Here is a 15152-nt window from a genome sequence, read left to right as displayed (position 1 = left end):
GTCGTCGAATCTGCTGCTCGCTCCGCGCGCGGCGGGAGAGGGTGGGAGCCAGCGCCCGTGCTGGAGCGAGGAGCCGGGCGTGAGCGTCAGGAGGTCTGCCCCGGCAGGGCATCGGCTCGCGATCCGCGCCGCGCGGAGCAGCGCGGCGCGGCGGCGAAGCTCAATCGACGGCGGGCGGCTGCGGCCCCGGGATGATGCCGGCGATATCCGGATCTTCCCCCGGCGCCTGGGCGCCGGTCGAACCCTTGTCATTGCGGCGCTCGAGGCGGTTCGCCGTCTTCTCGCGCTGCTTCTCGATACGGGCGCGCTCTTTCTGGCGTTTCAACGCGGTCTGTCGTTGCATGATGACTCCAGCTCCAGGACGCCCTTGAGCGGGCGTCTCGAATAGGCTTCTCGGTGGGATCTGTGGGCGAACGCCCCGACAGGCTGCCATGTGGTCATGGCCGTGCCGGAGCGTGTGCCCGCACTTTACACGAGCAGCCTGGTTTCTCTGGCACGTTTGACGAGGCGCGCACGCGGAGAGGGCTCCCCACCGCGCGCTCGGCGGCCCGCCCGAGCTCGGCTGGCTCGCGCGCAGGCTCACGGGGCGGCAAAAAAAAAGCGGCGGACCCTCGGAGGATCCGCCGCCCTATCTAGGCTGGATGAGCAGCGCGAGATCAGTAACGACCGCGCCCGCCGCCGCCGCCGAAGCCGCCGCGTCCGCCGCCGCCGCCGGCCGGACGCTCCTGCGCCTCGTTGACCTTGAGCGCGCGCCCATCGAGCATCAGGCCGTTGAGCTGCGAGATCGCGCTGTTCGCATCCTGGGCCGAGCCCATCGTGACGAACGCGAACCCGCGCGGCTGGCCGGTCTCGCGATCGGTCGGCATCGAGATCTCGCGGACCTCGCCGCTGCCGGCGAACGCGCTCTCGAGGGACTCGCGCGTGGTGTTGTACGAGAGATTGCCGACGTAAAGACGATTACCCATGACACATTGCTTTCACGGCCTGCAGTTGCGCTCGTGAGCGCTCTTCGCCCGCCATTCGATGAAGCCGTCGCGGATCGAACGGTGACGTGCCGCGCGGCGAATCCCGCGCAGGCACACGGTGCGTCGTCCAGTCATCCGCGCGAGCAACGCCTCCCTCGTGCAGAGGGAGAAAAAGCATCGTGTCGAGAGCCAGTGACGTCGTGAGGAGGGCAGGGTACGCCGGCACGGCGTGGTGCGCAAGGGGTACCGCGCCGGTTTCTTCGTATGCGCGGCGCCTCCCGGAGGATCTTCGATAATTCAGGGCAAAGGCGCGGACAGCCGTCCCTGCAGCAGCCAGCGCCGGGTCGCCGGCGATGAGCCCGCCTCCGTGGCTGGGCTCCCTGGTACCCAGCCAGGGCCTCGTCAAGGTGCCCGGTGCGCTGCCATCGAGTCGGTGAGCTCACGATGGGAATCGCTGGCCGCGTCGAAGCAGGCTCGGGCATTGCGAACGAGGGAGTCGGACGGGCGATACCGCGTGATAGGCAATCCGCCGCGACGAGGCGCGACGCGCGCGAGCGAGCAGCCTGCGAGCCCCCACCGCCGCTCGCCCGGGCCGTCCTGGCGCCGGAGTAGCGAGACGGCGGCGGTGTGCCTACCCGGGCGCCCTGGAGGAGACAGCGCACGACCCCTGCGCGGGCGCCTGCTCGCCGGTCGTTCGATGTCGCCTCTTCAGGGACCTGCCCGCGGCGCGCGATCGAGGCAAGCGCGAAGGCCTCCGCGGCGGCCCGCGGGTCCTACGCCCGGGCCGCTCTTTACCCCTTTCGCCCCCTTGCGCCGCGCTCCCGCGCGCTGCGCGCCGCCGCCCCCGGCGGCGGAGCCTGCCCCGGCAGCGTCCTGGCCGCCGATCCGCGAGCCCATTTGGGAAACGCTCCTGTTACCTTGGGCGGCGCTCCGCAGCGCACTGCGGGCGCAGGTTCGACGGCAGCGCCGGCACGCCGGCCTCTCGCCCCATCGCCAGCCGAGGTTCGGATCCAACATGCAGCAGGACACGAAGAGCGCGCGCGTCTCGTTCCGTATCGAGAACCTCGAAGCCGCGCTCGAGCAGGGGATCGACAACGAAGCGGCCGCGCTCGACGTGCTCGTGGCCGCCGCGGCGAAGGGGAACCCGCACCCCGAGCTGTGGGCGAAGCTCCACGAGGCCACCGCGCGCGACGACCGGTTCTCCGAGCTCGCGTTCGCCTACGAGCGCTTCGCCGGCGAGCGGCGGTTCGGGATGCTCCCGCAGGCCGCCCAGGCCGAGTTCCTCGTCCACGCCGCCGAGTTCCTCGCCGACTCCTTCGGCGACCCCGGGGGCGCGCGCCCCTACCTCGAGCGGGCGCTCTCCGTCCTGCCCTCGCACCAGGAGGCCTTCTACCGGCTCGAGCGCATCCTCGTGGAGGCGAACGAGCCGCCGAAGCTCGCGGACCTCTACGCCCTCGCCGCGAACCACCGCGCTGACCGCGCCGAGCAGCTCTCCCTGCTCCGCCGCGCCTTCGAGCTCATCGAGGCCAGCGGGAAAGAAGAGGAGCGCGCGATCAAGCTGCTCCAGCAGATCCTCCGGATCGACCCCGCCGACGCCTCGGCGCGCTGGGCGCTCGAGGCCCGCTACGCCCGCGCCGGGCGCATGCAGGACGTCGCGCGCCTGCTCGAGCAGGCGCTCACCGCGGAGCCGCCGCCGCCCGACGCGCCCGAGATCCGCGCGCGGCTCATCGACCTCTACAGCGGCCCCCTCAAGGAGATCGAGCGGGCGCTGCCTCACGTCGAGGAGGTGCTCGCGCACGACCCGGCCCACGAGGCCGCCTTCCGCGCCGGCGAGGCGCTGCTCGGGCGCAAGACCGCCCTCGTGCGCGCCGCCGCGGCGCTCGAGTCGGCCCACGCGCGGCTGGGCAAGGCCCAGGACGCCGCCCGCATGATGACCCTGCAGATCGAGAACCTGCGGGGGCCGCGCCGCGTCGAGGTGCAGAAGCGGCTCGTCGAGCTGCTCTTCCAGAAGCTCGGCGACCTCGCCTCGGCGTTCGCGCTGTCGGAGCAGATCCTGGCGGTCGATCCGTCCGACGAGGCGGTGCGCGAGCGCTTCCTCGCGCTCGCGCCGGCGCTCGACCGCCGCATGGACGCGGCGCGCGTGCTCGTGCGCGCGTCCTCCGGCGCCAAGGACAAGCCGCTCCGGGCGCGCATCGCCGCCGAGCTCGGCGAGCTGTACGAGGGCCTCGGCGACGGGAAGCGGGCGCGCGCGGCGTTCCTGCAGGCGCTCGACGGCGAGCCCGACGGCGCGGCCGTGCGGCGCGCGGCGCGCGGGCTGGCGAAGCTCTGCGAGCGGGAGCGCGACGCGCGCGGACTCGCGGGCGCGCTCGAGCGGCTCGTCGAGGCCGAGACGGACGCGGAGGCGCGCGAGGCCGCGGCGGAGCGGCTCGCGCGCCTCTACGAGGAGGAGCTCGGCGACACGGCGGGCGCGATCGCCGCGTACCGCAGGCTCGCGGAGGCGGGCTCCTCGCGCGAGCCGCGCGCGCTCGCCGCGCTCGAGCGGCTGTACGAGGCCACCGCCGCGCACGACGGCCTCGCGTGGGTCCTCGAGCGGCGCGCCGAGGCGGAGCCGGACCGCCGCGCGGCGCGGGAGCTCGCCTTCCGCGCCGCCGAGCTGCGCACCCGCCTCGCGGACCTGCCGGCCGCCGTCGCCGCCTGGCGCCGCTACCTCGCGGCGTTCGGGCCGTCACGCGAGGCGCACGCGCGGCTCATCCCGCTGCTCGAGCAGGAGCGGCGCTGGGCCGAGCTCGAGTCGCTCCTCGAGGCCGAGGCCGAGCTCGCGGCCGGCCAGGAGCGCGCCTCGGTGCTCGCCCGGATCGGCGCGATCCGCATGGCGCGGCTCGACGATCCGGCCGGCGCGATCGCCGCGTACCGCGGCGCGCTCGCGCTGGATCCGACCGACCGGCCGAGCCGGCTCGCGCTCGAGAAGATGCTCGGGCCGGCCCCGGGCAGCGGCGCCGGCGGCAGCGGGGTGGAGTCGTCCCCGTCGCGGCAGAGCGCCCACCTCCACCTGACCGACGACCAGCGGCTCGCGGCCTGCGCGGTGCTGGAGCCGATCGCGCGCAAGGAGGGGGCCGCCCCGCTGCTCGTGCGCGTGCTCGAGACCCGGGCGGAGATCGCGCCCGTCGTGTGGACCCCCGGCGCGGCCGCGCCGGCGCCGGCCGACGTCTCGGGCAGGCTCGCGGCGCTCGAGGAGGCGGTGAGCGTCGCCGAGCGCGAGCTCAGGGATCCGAAGCGGGCGCTCGACCTGGCGGCGCGCGCGCTGACGCTCGCGACAGCGTCGGCGCCGGAGCGGCTCGCCCGGTGGGTCGCCGAGGTCGAGCGGCTCACCGAGCACGGCAGCGAGTCCGCGCGCCGCGCGCCGGCGCTCGCCGGGGCGCTCGGCGACCGCGCGGTGGACAGCCCGGCGCTGTCGCACCTCGCCCGGCGGGCGGGCGAGGCGCTGCTCGCGAGCGGCGACGTCACGCAGGCGCTCGCCCTGTACCGGCGGGCGCTCGCGTTCGAGCCCTCGTCCCCCGAGCTCATCGCGCGGGTGGACGCGCTCCTGCGCGAGCAGGGGAGCCCCGAGGAGCGGCTCGCGCTCTACCGCGAGGCGCTCGCGCAGCCGTGCCCGCCGGCGCGGCGGCGCGAGCTGCTGCACGCGATCGGCACGATCCAGCGCCGCGATCTCGGCGACCTCTCCGGCGCGGCGGCGACGTACCGCGCGGCCATCGAGGACGACGCGGGCGACGACGCGGCGTACGAGGCGCTGCTCGAGACGTACGCGGCGGGCGGCGCGTGGGACGCGCTCTACGGCGCGCTCGCCGAGCGGCTCCCGGGCATCGCGCCCGAGGAGCGCGTGGCGCACGAGCTTCGCATGGCCGAGGCGGCGGCGAAGGGCGGGAAGATCCCGGGCGCGGTCGCGCACTACCGCGAGATCCTCTCGGGCGGCGCGGCGCTCTCCGACGCGGCGCTCTCCGCGATGGAGGCGCTCGCGCTCTCCGCCGGCGAGGCGCAGCTGCTCCGCGACGTGCTCGAGCGGCGGGTCGCCGCCTCGAGCGATCCGCAGGACGAGGCGCTCTGGCTGGAGCGGCTCGGCGACCTGGCGGCGTTCGGGATCGGCGTCGCGGGCGTCGCGGGCGCCGCGGGAGACGCGGGCGCCCCCGCGGCGCGCGTCACCGCGGCGCCGGGCGACCTCGAGGCCGCGGTGGCGGCGTGGCTGCGCGCCGCCGCGCTCGCCGAGGGGCCGCTCGCGGATCCGGAGCGGGCGCAGAAGCTCTACGAGCGCGTGCTCTCCGCCTCGCCGCAGCACCGCGACGCCGCCGGCCGCCTCGCGTCGCTCTACCGCGGGCAGGGGGCCTGGGATCGGCTCGCCGCCGTCGGCGAGGTCCTGCTCGACACGGCGCCGACAGGCGAGGACGCGCTCTCGGCGCTCGCGGCCCTCGAGGACGCCGCGATCCGGGCGCGCGCGACGTCCCGCTTCGTCGACGCCGCGCTCAAGCTGCGCGACCGATTGGCGGCCGAGGGGGAGGGGAGCGCGCCCGCCGGGAAGGCGGCGGCGCGGGGCCGCGCGATCGACGCCGCGCTCGCGCGCGTGCTCGCCGCGGATCCCGACCGGCAGGACGACGCCGCGTCCGTCTACCGGCGCCTGCTCGCGCCGCCCGCGGGCGGCGACGCCGCGCCGGGCGCGCTCGACCCCGCCGCGCTGGAGGCGTTCCGCGCGTTCCTCGCGCAGAGCCCGGACACGCTGGCGCGCCGCGTGGACCGGCGCTGGCTCTTCACGCTCTTGACGGACCGCACGGGCGAGGGCGAGCGCCTCCGGGCGCTCGCCGCGTGGGCCGCCTGGGAGGAGGAGATCGGCGACCGCGCGGCGGCCGCGGCGCTCTACGGGCGGCTGATCGAGGCGGATCCCGAGAACGACGACGCGCTCGCGGCGCGGGCGCGCCTCCTCTCCGACCTCGGCGATCACGAGGGCGCGGCCGAGGTGCTCGCGATGCGCCGCGACCGCAGCGAGGGCAGCGCGCGCGTGGCGCTCGACGTCGAGCTCGCGACGCTGCTGCTCGACCGGCTGGATCGGCCGGCCGACGCGCTCGACGCGATCGCGCCGGCGATCGAGGCCGGCACGATCGAGCCCGCGGTGCTCGAGGTCGCCGAGCGCGCGCTCCGGCGCCCCGAGACGCAGGCGCGCGCCGCGCTGCTGCTCGAGCGGGCGTGCGACGCGCTCGACGACCCCGCCGCCCGCGTCGCCCTGCTCGAGACGCTCCTCGCGAGCTCGCCCGCGCCGCGCCCGCGCGCCGACGCGGCGCCGGGCGCCGCCGGCGGCGGCGGCGGCGTACTGAGCGGCCTCGCGTCCGCGCAGGGCGCCGCCGTCCGCCGCGGCTGGTTCGAGCGCCTGCTCGAGCACCACGAGCACGACGCCGAGCGCGGCCTCGAGGTCGCGCTGCGCGCCGTCGCCGAGCTGCCCGGCGAGCTCGCCCTCTGGGATCGGCTCGAGGACCTCGGGCGCCGGGCGAAGCAGCCCGAGCGCGTCGCCGCCGCGTACGCCGCGGCGCTCGACGACGCGGGCGCGGGCGCGGCGCTCGCGCCCGACGTCATCGAGGAGATCGGCCGGCGCGGCGTCGAGCACCACGAGGAGTGGTTCGACGCGCCGGAGGCCGCCCTCGCGCTGCTCCGCCGGCTCGTGGAGCTCGTGCCGGGCTCGCTCTGGGGCTTCGAGCGGCTGAAGCTCGCCTACAACGCGGCCGAGCGCTGGGAGGACCTCTTCGCGCTCTACGACGCGATGCTCGAGCGCACCTCGGCGGCCGACGAGCGCATCTTCCTGCTCGAGGACGCCGCGGCCGTCGCGCGCGACCTCGCCGGCGACGGCGAGCGCACGATGCGCTACCTCGAGCAGCTGCTGCCGCTCCAGGACGACGCGCGCACCCGCGCCGCGCTCGAGCGGCTCTACGAGCGCCACGGCAGGGACCGCCCGCTCATCGATCTGCTGACGGCCGAGCTGCCGAGGCTCGCCGGCGACGCCGCGGAGCGGCTGCGCGAGCGGATCGCGCTGCTCTGGATCGAGGGGGTGGGCGACGCCCCGTCGGCGCTCCCGGTGATCGAGCAGCTGCTCGACGCGCACCCGAGGTCCAGCGCCGCCTTCGCGCTGCTCGAGCGGGTCCTCGCGGCGATCCCGCCCGAGCAGGCGCCCGCCGGCGAGGACAGCGCGCTCCCCGCCCGCGCGGCGCGGCAGCGGTCGGCCGTCCTGCTCGCGCGGCGCTACCGCGAGGCGGAGCGGCCGGAGGACCTCGTGCGCGTGCTCGAGATCCAGCTCGAGGGCGCCGACGTCGACGACCGCCCGGCGCTGCTGCGCGAGATCGTGCGGCTCCGCCGCGACGCCCTCGGCGACGAGCCGGGCGCGTTCGCGCGGCTCGCGGAGCTCGTCGAGCTCAGGCCGTCGGAGCCCGGCGATCGCGTCGAGCTCGCCGAGCTCGCCGAGCGCCTCGGCCGGCACGACCGCCTGGCCGAGGTCCTCGCCGCGGCCGAGCCGCGCGCCGCCGACGCGCAGCAGGCGCTCGCGCTCGTGCGCGACGCCGCGCTCCTGCGCCGCGACCGGCTCGGCGACGCCGAGGGGGCGATCGCGCTCTTCCGCCGGCTCTTCTCGCTCGCCGAGCGCCACGGCGACGCCGCGGCCGCGCGGGGCGCCGCCCGTGCGCTCGACCGGCTCTTCGCCGAGGCCGACCGCGTCGCCGAGCGGTGCGACGTGCTCGACACGCTCGCCGCGCTCGAGGAGGACCCGGCGGCGCGGCGCGCGGCGCTCGGCGAGCTCGCGCGGCTCGCGTCGGCGCGGCTCCACGACGAGGCGCGGGCGATCGCGGCGTACTCCGCGCGCCTCGCCGACGACCGGCAGGACCTCGAGGCGCTCGACGGGCTCGCGGCCATCCTCGAGGAGGGCGGGCGCTACCGGGAGCTCACGGCCGTGCTGGAGCGCCGCGCGGCCGTGCGCGGCGGCGCGGGCGCCCGGCGCGATCTCGCGCGCGTCGCGCGCCTGTTCGAGCGTGAGCTCGGCGACGTCGAGCAGGCCATCGCGACCTGGCGCCGCGTCCGCGAGGAGCTCTCGCCCGACCCCGAGAGCGGCGACGCGCTGGCCGCGCTCTACACGCGCACCGAGCGCTGGCACGATCTCGTCGCGCTGCTCGAGGCGGAGGCCTCTGCGGCCGGCGCGTCCCCTGACGACGCCGCGGGCGCGGCGCGCAGCGCGGAGCTCTTCCGTCGCCTCGGCGACGCGCACCGCGATCGCACGCTCGCGTGGGAGCGCGCCGTCCAGGGCTACCGCCGCGCGCACGAGGCGGAGCGCGCGGCCCTCGCCGCGCTCGGCGACGGCGGCGAACGCGGCGAGGGGACCGCGTCCGCCGCGCGCGCGGGCCTCGAGGAGCTGCTCCGCCGCATCGATCCGGCGTCGGCCGGGCACCGCGGCGCGCTGGTCGCCGCCGTGGGCGCGCTGCTCGAGATCTGCGCCGCCGCCGACGACTGGCGCGGCCAGGTCGCGCTGCTCGAGCCGCGGCTCGCCGCGGCCGAGACGGACGCCGAGCGCGTCGCCATCCTGAAGGCCTCCGCCGCGCTGCTCGAGGAGCGCGGCGGCGACCGGGAGGGCGCCTTCGAGCTCGCCTTCCGCGCGTTCCTCCTCTCGCCCGGCGCCGAGCCGCCCGAGGGCCTGCTGCGGCTCACCGACCTCGCTGCCCGCTGGCACACGATCGCCGACGCGCTCCCCGAGCTCGAGCGCCGCGGCGACGTCCCCGCCGCCACGCTCCGCGACCTCACCTTCCGCGTCGGCCGCTGGCACCGCGACGCGCGCGCCGATCAGGACGCCGCCGAGCGCGCCTTCGAGCAGGCGCTCCTCCACGACCCCGCGAACAGCGCGATCTTGCTCGACCTCGCGGAGCTCCTGCGGCACCGGCGCGGGCCCTCGCTCGTCCCGACCCTGCTCCGGCTCGCGGCGGCGACCGGGCACGACCTCGCCCTCTACCGCGAGGCCGTCGAGACGGCGCGCGACGTCGCGGGCGACGCGGCGCGGGCCCGCGACATCGCCGCGGAGCTCCTCGAGATCGCCGTGCGGCGCCTCGGCGACGAAGGCGCAGAGCCCCCGATCCCCGGCGCGTGGCCCCCCGCGCGCGCCGCCCTGTGGGCGATCGACGCGCTCATCGGCATGCTCGCGGAAGCGGGCCAGCGGCCGCAGATCGTCGCGCTCTGCCGCCGCGGCGCCGCGCTCCCGCTCGCGTCGAGCGAGCAGCGCCGGCTCCTCCGCGTCGCGGCCGAGGCGGCGGAGCCCGAGGAGGCGATCGCCCTCTACAGCGGGCTCTTCGACGAGGATCCAGCGGACGAGCCGGTCGGCGAGAGCCTCGCGGCGCTCCTCCGGAGGGCCTCGCGGCGCGACGAGCTCGTGCGCCTGCGCGAGCGGCAGATCGAGGTCTCGGGCGACGTCGAGCGCCGCGTCGCGCTCCGGTACGACGCCGCCGAGCTCCTCTCGGAGACCCCGCGCGCGGCCGAGGCGATCGCGCTGCTCCGCCAGAACCTCGCGGAGAGCCCTGGCCACGGCCCGTCGATCGACAGGCTCGCCGCGCTGCTCGAGGCGGGCGGCCTGCACCGCGAGCTCATGCTGCTGCGCGAGGAGCAGGCGACGGCGCGCGAGGCGGCCGGCGGCGGCCTGGCGGCCGCCGAGCTCTGGCTCGAGGCGGCTTCGCTCGCCGAGCACGAGCTCAACGAGCCCGAGCGCGCGATCGCGAGCTACCGCCGCGCCGCGGAGATCGGCTCCGCCGAGGCGCTCGACGCCCTCGCCCGGCTGCTCGCGCGCCGCGGCGAGCACGCGGCGGCCGCCGAGGCGCTCGAGCGGCTCTGCGCGGGCGCGCCGGCCGACGAGCTGCACCAGGCCGCGCTCCGCCTCGCCGACGCGTACCTCGCCGCCGGCGAGACCGAACGCGCCCGCGCCGCCCTCGAGCGGGCGCTGCCCCGCGCCGCGCAGCCCGCGCCGCTCCGCGAGCGGCTCGCGTACCTCTACCGCGCGTCGGGCGCGTGGGGCGCGCTGGCCGCGCTCATCGCGGGCGACGCCGCGCGCGCGATCGGCGACGGAGGCGACGCGCCGGCGCGACTCTCGCTCCTCCGCGAGGCAGCGGATCTCTACCTCACGCGCGGCGGCTCGCCCGCCGCCGCGGTCCCGCTGTTCGACGAGGCCATCCTCCTCGCCCCGGACGACCTCTCGCTGCGCCTCGCGCGGAGCCGCGCCCTCTCCGCCGCCGGCAGGACCGACGACGCGACCGCGTCCCTGCGCGGGATCATCGCGGACTTCGGCAGCCGCCGCCCCAAGGAGCGCGCGCTCGTCCACCACGAGCTCGCCCGCGTCGCCCTCGCCACGGGCGACCGCGCTCGAGCGATGGCGGAGTTCGACCTCGCGCTGCGCATCGATCCCGCGCACCCCGACGCGCTCCACGGCCTCGCCGGCCTCGCGCTCGAGGACGGCCAGCTCGAGCGCGCGCACCGCGCCTACCGCGCGCTGCTGCTCGTCGCGCGCCGGCCCCACGAGGGCGAAGGGCTCGGCGGCGGCCGGCGCAGCACGATGCCGCCGACGCGCTCCAGCGTGGGTCGCCCGGCGGCGGTCTCGTTCAGCCGGGCCGAGGTCCTCCTCGCGCTCGGCGAGATCGCGCGGCGGCAGGAGGCGCCCGACCGCGAGGCCGAGTACGTCGAGTCCGCGTTCGAGGCTGCGCGCGAGAGCGAGGCCGAGCACGAGAAGCTCCTCGCCGCGCTGCGCGCCCGCGGGCGCCACGACCTGCTCGCCCGCGCGCTCGAGGTGAGGCTCGCCGGCCCCGCGCTCGAGCCCGCCGAGGACGCCGCCGCGGCGCTCGGCGAGCTCGCGTCGCTCTATGAAGGGCCGCTCGATCGCCCCGAGCCCGCGCTGACGGCGCGCCTGCGCGCCCTCGACCTCACCCCGGGCGCGGGCCCCGCCCACGACGCCGCCCTCGAGCTCGCGCGCCGCCTCGGCCAGACGCCGCGGTACCTCGAGCTCGTCGAGCGGCTCGTCGCCCGGGCGGCCGGCGAGCCGCACGAGGTCGCGCTCCTGCTCCGCTTCGGCCGCGCCCTCGAGCTCGAGCCGGGCGACCACGAGCGCGCCGCGGCCGTCTACCGCCGCGCCGAGGCGAGGATCGCCGCCGGCGCGCCCTCGGCGGGGCGCGAAGCGGGCATCGACGTCGAGCAGCTGTGGCGCTCGCTGGAGGCCCTCTACGAGCGCCTCGGCGACCGCCCGGCGCAGGCCGACGTCCTCCGCAAGCGCGTCGCCCTCGCCGACGCCGCGCGCGCTAACGACAACGCCGCGGGCCGCGCCGAGCGCGCCGATCCGCGCTACCGCCTGGCCACGCTGCTCGCGGCCGATCCGGCGGAGGTCGACCAGGCGATCTCGCTCCTCGAAGAGGCGCTCGAGCTCCACGCCGATCCGGACCGGGCCGAGGCGATCTTGCGCGACGCGCTCCGCACCGACGCGAGGAACCCGCGCGCGATCCGCCTCTTCGAGCGCCTCGCCCGGCAGAGCGGGCGCCCGCGCGCCCTCGTCGACGCGCTCTTGCTCCTCGCGGAGGTCGAGGGCCCCGGGGTGCTCGAGGAGGCGGTCCGCACGGCCCGCTCGCTCGGCGACCGGGACCAGGCGGAGACGATCCTGCAGCGCATCGTCGGCTCGGCCGCGCCGCCCTCGTCCGACCCGCCCGGCGCCGCCTGGGCGATCGCCGCGCTCGCCGAGCTCCGCGAGGAGGCCGGCGATCTCGCGGCGGCCGTGTGGCTGTCCGAGCGCGCCGCGCGCGCCTCGGCGCCCGAGGAGGAGCGCGCGCTGCTCCTGCACGCCGCGTCCCTCGCCGCCGGCCCGCTCGACGACCTCCAGCGCGCCGCGCGCCTCTACGAGGAGCTCCGCGCCCGCGAGCCCGCCGAGCGCGAGATCTGGATGCCCCTCGCCGGCGTGTACCGGCGGAGCGGCGACGCCGCGCGCCTCTCCGCGCTGCTCGAGGAGACGGTCCCCCTCGTCGACGACATGTCCGAGCGCTGCGCGCTGCGCCTCGAGCGCGCGCGCCTCCTCGCGCAGGAGTCGCCGGCGCAGGCGGCGCTCCTGCTCCGCGACATCCTCGACGAGGATCCGGCGCAGGTGGAGGCCGCCATCCTCCTCGCCACGATGCTCGAGGAGGCCGGCCGCACCGAGGAGCTCGGCGAGCTCTTCGCGCTCCAGCTCGACGCCGCGAAGGATCGCGGCGACATCGCCTCGATCGCGTCGATCTCGATGCGCCTCGGCGCGCTCTTGGAGCAGCGGGGCGACGACCGCGGCGCGCGCGACGTCTACCTCGGGGCGGTGGACTGGGACGCCGCGAACCGCGACGTCCTGCGCGCGCTCGTGCGCCTCGGCCGCAAGCGCGACAGCGCGGACGACCTCATCGACGCGCTCGAGAAGCTCCTGCGCGTCGAGCAGGGCGGCGAGGCGGCGCAGCTCGCCCTCGAGCTCTCCGAGCTCCACGCCGCGCGCGGCGACGACGCCGCCGCCGAGGCCGCCCTCAAGGCCGGCTACGCCGTCTGCCCCACGAGCGATCGGCTCCGCGAGGAGCTCGCGTCGCGCTACGCGGCCCGCGAGGCCTGGCACGCGCTCGCCGAGCTGCACGTGCTGACGGCGCAGGTGGCCGGCGCCGAGGAGGAGCGCGTCGAGTCGCTCTGCCGGGCCGCCGAGATCCTCCGCGACCGCGCGGGCGACGCCGCCGCCGCGGCCGAGCTCCTCGAGCGCGCGCTCCGCGTCGCGCCCGGCGACCGCGACGTCCTGCTGGCGCTGATCGACGCGTGCAGCGCGGTGGGCGAGCACGCCCGCGCGGCCCGCGCGCTCACGGCGACGCTCGAGGCGAGCCCGGACGACCCGTGGCTCTACCGCGCGCGCGCCGAGGTCCACGGGGCGCTGGGGCAGGGCGATCGCGCGCTCGCCGATCTCGAGCGCGCCTACGCGCTCGGCGGCGCCGAGTACGCGCGCGAGCTCGTCGCCGGGCTCGAGGGCGCGCTCGATCGAGCGTCGGCGGCGTCGGCGCGCCCCGCGGAGATCGAGGCCGCGTCCGCCGAGCCCGCGGTCGATGGGGCGGGTCCCGTCACGCCGCGCGCGCTCCGGCTGCGCCTCGCCGAGATCCTCGCGCGCTCGGGCGACCTGGAGCGCGCGCGCGCCCACCTCGGCGATCTGCTCCACGTCGACTCCAAGGATCGCGCCGCGCTCAAGGCGCTCGCCGGCCTCGAGGAGTCCGCCGAGCGGTGGGACGCCGCGAGCGCGGTCTACCGCAGGCTCATCGCCCTCGAGGAGGGCGACGCCCTCGTCGCCACCGCGCTCCGCCTGGCCGGCGCCTGCTCGCGCGCGGGTCATCTGGGCGACGCCCGCGGCGGCCTCGAGCGCGCGCTCCGCGCCGCGCCGGGCAACGCCGCGATCCGCGACCGCCTGCGCGCGCTCTACGCCGAGATCGGCGCGAGCCGCGAGCTCGCCGCCATCACGCTCGAGGACGCCGCGGCCGCGTCCGACGTGGCTGGCCGCTTCGCGCTCCTCGTCTCGGCCGGCCGCCTGCTCCTCGATGTCGGCGACGCGGCGCAGGCGGCCCCGGTGCTCCGGGAGGCGCGCTCTCTCCGCCCGCAGGATCACGAGGTCGCGCTCCTGCTCGTGGACGCCCTGACGGCCGCGGGCAGCCCCAAGGAGGCGCGCGCTGTCACGGCGGAGCTCATCGCCGCCAACAAGGGTCGTCGCTCGCGGCTCCTCGGCGCCGTCTACCACCGCCTCGCGCGGATCGAGGACGCCGAGGGGAATGCGCGCGAGTCGCTCACTGCGCTCTCGAGGGCGCTCGAGAACGACCCTCAGAACGGCGAGCTCGCCATGGAGCTTGGCGAGGCCGCGCTCGGGCTCGGGGAGCAGGACATCGCCGCGCGCGCTTACCGCGCGGTCACCCTGATGAAGATTGCCCCCGAGCCTGCCGAGGGCGGCACCACCCTGGCCGCGCGGGCGCTCGCCTATTACCACCTCGGGGCGATGGCGCTCGCCGCCGGCGACCGCCGCAAAGCGCGCCTGATGCTCGACAAGTCCGTCTCCGAGGACGCCTCGCTCGAGGCGGCCCGGGCGCTCCTCGACGAGCTGCGCGCCGGCTAAACCCCCCTCCCGCGCCTCTCCTCGGGTATGCCCGGGTCGCGGCGACGCCCCTCGCGGCCGCCCCAGGCGGCGCGCCGACGCGCGGAACCGCGCGATTCTAGCCGCTTTTCCGCGTGCTCTTGGCGCCTCTCTGCCCCATCAACGCGCCGATCCGGCGGTCCTCCCAGCGGCTCCGCTCCCCCTCTGGCGCACCGCTCCGAGCGGCCTTTCAGGGGTCCGCGCGATGCCCGCTCTCAGAAATCGCGATTTCTCCCCGCATTTTTGTCTTTTTTTGTCCTGTGTCGTGTGTAAGGTTCGCTAAGGCTGTGCGCGGCGAGGTGTCGCGCGCGAGCTCATGTCCCAGGAGAGAGCCATGGCAACCAAGAAGACGGCCGGGGGCGGCGCGAAGAAGACGTTGAGCAAGAGCGGCCTGATCCAGGCCATCACCGAAGCTGCCGGTGATGAGCTGAGCCGCAAGCAGGTGAAGAACGTTCTCGAGTCCCTCATCACGATCGGTCATCGTGAGCTGAAGAAGTCGGGCGTGTTCACGCTCCCCGGCTTCGCGAAGTTCCGGGTGGTCAAGCGCCCTGCAACGAAGGCGCGTCAGGGGATCAACCCGTTTACCAAGCAGCCGATGACCTTCGCCGCGAAGCCGGCGAGCAAGTCGGTCCGCGCTCGGCCCATCAAGGCCATCAAGGACGCGCTCCTCTAGGCTCAAGGATCTCCCATCGGAGCGCAGGGCGGCCACGGCGACGTGGCCGTTCTTGCTCCATGGCCCCTGCTCCTGTGCGAGCGCCGGGAGCCGTCGCTCTCCGCCGCGCGTCCTCCTGGCCTCCTGCCCCGCTCGACCCCGCAGGCCCCGGCGACGGACGGTCGACCGCCTGAGGCGGTAGACGCCCCCTGAGACGGTCGACCGCCTGAGGCGGTAGACCCCCTCCTGAGGCGGTAGGCCCCTTCCTGAGGCGGCAGGCCCCCTCTCCGGGGGGCCGGGCAGCTCGGAGCACCCTCGCCTGCCGCCTGTCCGTGCGCCC

4 protein-coding genes are annotated in these 15152 nt (G+C 77.1%); 2 read left to right on the top strand and 2 right to left on the bottom strand.

What is annotated here, in order from left to right; genetic code table 11:
* Window positions 1–160: 160 nt before the first annotated feature.
* The gene (locus WME85_RS39700) at window positions 161–343 is read right to left on the bottom strand and encodes a hypothetical protein (protein ID WP_437828707.1); all 183 of its coding nucleotides are present in this window, start codon (window positions 341–343) and stop codon (window positions 161–163) included.
* Between the two features lie 313 nt (window positions 344–656).
* Window positions 657–965 (bottom strand): RNA recognition motif domain-containing protein, encoded by a 309-nt coding sequence (locus tag WME85_RS39695; protein ID WP_437828704.1) that lies wholly within the window; start codon window positions 963–965, stop codon window positions 657–659.
* Between the two features lie 1015 nt (window positions 966–1980).
* On the opposite strand from WME85_RS39695, the gene WME85_RS39690 reads away from it, so the two are divergent.
* Complete coding sequence (locus tag WME85_RS39690) at window positions 1981–14142, top strand: tetratricopeptide repeat protein (RefSeq protein ID WP_437828702.1); 12162 nt, start codon at window positions 1981–1983, stop codon at window positions 14140–14142.
* Between the two features lie 352 nt (window positions 14143–14494).
* Complete coding sequence (locus tag WME85_RS39685; protein WP_020739698.1) at window positions 14495–14833, top strand: HU family DNA-binding protein; 339 nt, start codon at window positions 14495–14497, stop codon at window positions 14831–14833.
* Window positions 14834–15152 lie beyond the last annotated feature (319 nt).

The organism is Sorangium sp. So ce1153 (assembly GCF_051521595.1).
Taxonomy (GTDB): Bacteria; Myxococcota_A; Polyangia; order Polyangiales; family Polyangiaceae; genus Sorangium.
This window is presented reverse-complemented; position numbering and strand designations above follow the sequence as displayed.

Bases quoted from the DNA above. Each gene is read 5' to 3' on its own strand.
- WME85_RS39695 (WP_437828704.1), bottom strand. From the start codon at position 965: ATGGGTAATCGTCTTTACGTCGGCAATCTCTCGTACAACACCACGCGC.
- WME85_RS39685 (WP_020739698.1), top strand. From the start codon at position 14,495: ATGGCAACCAAGAAGACGGCCGGGGGCGGCGCGAAGAAGACGTTGAGC.
- WME85_RS39700 (WP_437828707.1), bottom strand. From the start codon at position 343: ATGCAACGACAGACCGCGTTGAAACGCCAGAAAGAGCGCGCCCGTATC.
- WME85_RS39690 (WP_437828702.1), top strand. From the start codon at position 1,981: ATGCAGCAGGACACGAAGAGCGCGCGCGTCTCGTTCCGTATCGAGAAC.